Annotated in this window: 4 protein-coding genes; 1 reads left to right on the forward strand and 3 read right to left on the reverse strand. The window is 61.3% G+C overall.

What is annotated here, in order from left to right:
- On the forward strand, positions 1 to 2,244 hold a 2,244-nt coding region (locus AC5JJ6_RS42405; protein WP_496047838.1), incomplete at its 5' end, for a DEAD/DEAH box helicase.
- A gap of 107 nt (positions 2,245 to 2,351) precedes the next feature.
- Here AC5JJ6_RS42405 and tnpC read toward each other — a convergent pair.
- From tnpC to AC5JJ6_RS42420, 3 genes are all read right to left on the reverse strand, one after another.
- Positions 2,352 to 3,905, reverse strand: a complete 1,554-nt coding sequence (gene tnpC / locus AC5JJ6_RS42410; protein WP_496047839.1) for an IS66 family transposase — start codon at positions 3,903 to 3,905, stop codon at positions 2,352 to 2,354.
- Between the two features lie 86 nt (positions 3,906 to 3,991).
- The gene (gene tnpB, locus AC5JJ6_RS42415) at positions 3,992 to 4,297 is read right to left on the reverse strand and encodes an IS66 family insertion sequence element accessory protein TnpB (RefSeq protein ID WP_496047840.1); all 306 of its coding nucleotides are present in this window, start codon (positions 4,295 to 4,297) and stop codon (positions 3,992 to 3,994) included.
- Positions 4,294 to 4,539 carry a hypothetical protein gene (locus AC5JJ6_RS42420; RefSeq protein WP_496047841.1) on the reverse strand — a complete coding sequence of 82 codons (246 nt, stop codon included), beginning with the start codon at positions 4,537 to 4,539 and terminating at the stop codon, positions 4,294 to 4,296. The genes tnpB and AC5JJ6_RS42420 overlap by 4 nt, the downstream gene beginning before the upstream one ends.
- Positions 4,540 to 4,620 lie beyond the last annotated feature (81 nt).

Here is a 4,620-nt window from a genome sequence, read left to right on the forward strand (position 1 = left end):
GGCGGACATCTCTGTCCTACTACGATCAACATCTTCAATATCTCGAAAATCAATTCTGAGGTGCGCGGGGGTCGGTCACCCAAAATTCGCAGCTTCAAGGAGGAAATCGGAGAAAGCTACTTCGAGTATCTAGCCGGTCTCGATGACCTTGTCCTGATCATGGACGAGTCGCATCGCTATCGCGCATCGGCGGGCATCCGCGCCATCAACGAACTGAAGCCGGTCATTGGTCTGGAGCTGACCGCGACCCCCTTCGTCGAGACAGCGCGCGGACCAGTCGCGTTTCAGAACGTGATCTTCGACTATCCGCTTGGGAAGGCGATGTCCGATGGCTTCGTGAAAGAGCCGGCGGTAGTAACGCGGGAGAATTTCTCACCAGTGGGGAAGTCTCCAGAGTTGATCGAGCAGATCAAGCTTGAAGACGGTGTGCGTTTGCATGAGAGCGTCAAGGTAGAGTTGGAAACCTATGCGCGTCAATTTGACGAGCGCATCGTCAAGCCGTTTATGCTGGTCATTGCTCGGGACACGACGCACGCGGCGGAACTGATGCAGCTCATCAAGTCCAACGCATTCTTTGCTGGACGCTACACGGACAAGGTCATTCAGGTTGATTCCAGCGTCAAGGAAGAGGAAACGGTTGAGCGGCTGCTCAAGGTTGAGCACACGGAAGAGCCGACCGAAATTGTGATCCACGTTAACATGCTCAAAGAAGGCTGGGATGTCACCAATCTCTACACGATCGTGCCGCTGCGCGCCGCGAACGCCCGCACGCTGATCGAGCAGTCTATCGGGCGCGGACTTCGACTGCCGTACGGCAAGCGCACCGGCGTGATTGCCGTCGACCGGCTCAACATCGTGGCTCACGATCGTTTCCAGGAAATCGTAGATGAGGCGAAGAAGCCCGACTCCACAATTCGGCTGCAGCAGGTAATTCTATCGAACGATCAGCTTCAGCAGAAGACAGTTACTATCGTCTCCCAACCTCAGCTCGCCTCAAAACTCGGGCTTCAGTCTGATAGTGCGTCATCCTCGGCCGCTGGCCGCGTCCATGAGGCGCAGTCAGTTTTTAACGCCGATGAGCAGAAGATCGCCAAGATCACCTATGACGTCATCCGGAAGCTTGAGACCCAGCCATCATGGTTACCAAGTGTCGGCCATCTCCAGAGGCCGGAGGTGCAGGCAACACTGCTTCGCGAGGTGGAGAGCCAATATCGGCCAGCACAGATGGAACTTGACGGGATCTCGACTAAACCCAACTTGGCCGCGATCGTGGCTAAAACCGCCGAGATAGTTGTCCAGCAGACCATCGATATCCCACGCATCCTCGTGGTCCCGAGAGGCGAAGTGAAATCGGGGTACCGGCCGTTTACCCTCGATCTCTCCCGAATGCGGTACGAAGCGCCAAATGAAACGCTTTGGGCCGCCCACCTGCGGACTGGTCAGGTCGATAGGATCGGTGTGGGTGCTGGACCCATGGATGAACAACGTCTCGAAGACTACGTTGTCAGCGGCCTCATCGATTTCGACGACGTCTCCTACGATGAGCACGCTGATTTGCTCTACGACTTGGCCGAACAGGTCACTCGCCACTTTCGGTGTTACCTCTCTGACGACGATGCGCGGAAGGTGCTGCGGCTCCATCAGAAGGAAATCGCAAATTTTGTCCACGTGCAGATGCAGAAACATTTCTGGCAAGACAATCAAGTTGCATATGATGTCGTAATCACTCGTGGTTTCACTGAGCTTCGAAACAGCGCCTACACTGCGGCAGCTGACGAGGCGCCCTTGGATTTCCGCATCTCGCCGTTCGATAAGAGCAACATGTCGCGCTACCTTTTTGGCGGGTTCTCGCGCTGCCTCTATCCAACTCAGAAATTCCAGTCCGATGCCGAGCGAAAGTTAGCGGTCGTCTTGGAGAGGGAATCACTGAAATGGTTCAAGCCAGCCCGAGGCCAGTTTCAGCTCTTCTATCGCAGCGGCATCGAGGACCTGGAATACCAGCCGGATTTCGTTGCCGAGACAGAGACGCGCATCTTCATGTTGGAGCCTAAGGCCTCCAATCAGATGGCAGTTCCCGATGTTCTCGCAAAAAAAGATGTTGCCGTTGAATGGTGCCGTCGCGCGACGGAGCACGCCGCAAGCTATCAGGGCAAACCGTGGATTTACGTGCTTATTCCTCACGATGCCATAGCTGAAAATATGACACTGGAGGGTCTCGCCCGGCAGTTCGCGGCTGAGTTGTAAATACGCTCAATCTCACGGCTCTTTCGCAAACTGACCCCGCCCTGCCATAACGTAAGCGTCAGCTCAATGCTGCGGCTGAAGGGTATTGACGCTGCCGATCAGCATGATTATTGGGCGGTGATGTTCCAGGGCAGCAGATCTCCGATACGGTTGATCGGATGGTCTGCGATGCGGCCGAGAACGTCCCGCAGGTAGGCTTGCGGATCGAGCCCGTTAAGCTTGGCGGTTTCAATAAGAGTGAAGATTGCCGCGGCTCGAATGCCGCCGGTATCGGAACCGGCGAACATCCAGTTGCGTCGGCCGATGGCCAAGGGTCGGATGGCGCGTTCGGCGGCATTGTTGGAGATCTCCAGCCGGCCATCCTCGACGTAGCGGGTCAGCGCCGCCCAGCGCGAGCGTGCGTAGCGGATAGCCGCCGCCAGATCGCTCCTGCCGGGGAGGCGTGCCAGCGTGCTGTCGAAGAAAGCCGCCAGGGCATCGAGCACAGGCTTGGCCCTGGTCTGGCGAACTTGCTGGCGCTCCGCCGGAGGTCGGCCGGTCAGTTCGCGTTCGATGTCGAACAGCGTCCCGATCCGCTTCAGCGCCTCCTCGGCCAGGGGTGACCCGGTAGAGGCATGCTCATCAAAGATCTTGCGACGCACATGCGCCCAACAGGCGACCTCAGCGACGGCGGCTCGACCGTTTCCGGTTCCGTACAGCGCCTCGAACCCGGCATAGCCATCGGCATGCAGGTGCCCGTGGAAGCCCGCGAGCACTCCTTGCGGATGCTCGCCCCTGCGATCGGGCGTGTAACGGTACAGCACAGCCGGCGGCGCCGGTCCGGCATGCGGGCGTTCATCACGCAGGTATACCCACAGCCGTCCCGTCTTTGTCCGCCCCCGTCCCGGATCGAGCACCGGAACCGGCGTGTCGTCCGCGTGCAGCACGGAACCCGCCAGCACGTGTCGGCCTGCCGCCTCCACCAGCGGCGCCATCAAGGCCGCCGCTTTGCCAACCCAATCAGCCAGCAGAGCGCGCTCCAGGTCCATGCCCTCGCGGGTGTAGATGGCGGACTGACGGTAGAGCGGCAGGTGATCGCAGTATTTGCTTACCAGGACATGGGCAAGCAGCCCGGCGGACGGCAGGCCGCGCGGGATCGGCAGCGAAGGCATCGGCGCCTGATCCATGGTTTCGCAGCACCGGCAGGAGACGGCGGGACGGACATGGCGGATGACGGTAAAATGGCCGGGAATGTAATCCAGTATCTCGGTGACGTCCTCGCCCACATGCCGCATGGCGCCGCCGCAGGAAGGACAGGCATCGGCGGGCTTGTGCACCACATCCTGGCGCGGCAGGTGCTCCGGCAACGGACGTCGCCCACTCCTGGCTCGCCGCTCGGGTGCGGCCGGCGGCGAGGTGCCCGGCGGCTGGGAAGCTCCGGCAGCCGTGGCTTCCAGATCCTCCAGCGCCAGCTCGAGCTGTTCGATCTCGCGGGCGATCTTTTCGGAGGACCGGCCGAACTGCATCCGGCGGAGCCGGGCAAGCTGGATCCTGAGCTTTTCCACCTCGAGCGACTTGGCCATCAGCCCAGCCTTTGCGGCAGCCAGTTCAGCGGCTTGCGCGGCGATGATCGCGTGCAGCGCCTCGACATCGGTGGGCAGGGCGTCGGGAATGGACGACATGCCCGGAGTCTACCCAGCCGCCATGCCGACGACCAGACCGTATCACAGCGGCGGCGCTGTTGCCGGACGAGCGTGGCTTCCGGGACTCACCCCGCCACTTCAGGCCGGACGGCGCGTTGCGGGGAGCGCCACTCCATGCCTTCCAGGAGCATGGCCAACTGCGCCGGGGTGAGCACCGCGGTTCCCTCCCGGCTGATCGGCCAGACAAAATGCCCTTTCTCCATCCGCTTGGCGAACAGGCAAAATCCCTGGCCATCCCAGTACAGCACCTTGACGAGGTGTCCTTGCCGGCCGCGGAAGACGAACAGATGACCGGCGAACGGATCCTGCTTGAGAACCTCCGTCGGCCCCATCGCCAGATAAATCCGGACGCCGGCGGGAACCGTGATCATCCGGCCTCCAGAACGCCGACCAGCCGGCGCAGCACCGCAGGAGCGATGTCCTCGGCAACCCGCAGCGTCCGGCCGTTGGCGAGGACCACCTCAACCAGACCTGGACGACGGTCGGTCCGGCACGGCTCGGGTGTCGTGATCGGCGCCGACGTGGAGGGCGTCGCGTCGACTGGCACCGACGCTTCGAGCACCCGCACCGGGACGAGATGCGGCACCTCGCCCATCAGGTCACCGTTCTCCATTTGTCGGCGCCAGCGGTAGATCAGGCTCGTACAGATCCCATGACGGCGCGCGACTGCAGCCACCGAGCCGCGACCGCCGCC

This window comes from Skermanella sp., assembly GCF_059503625.1.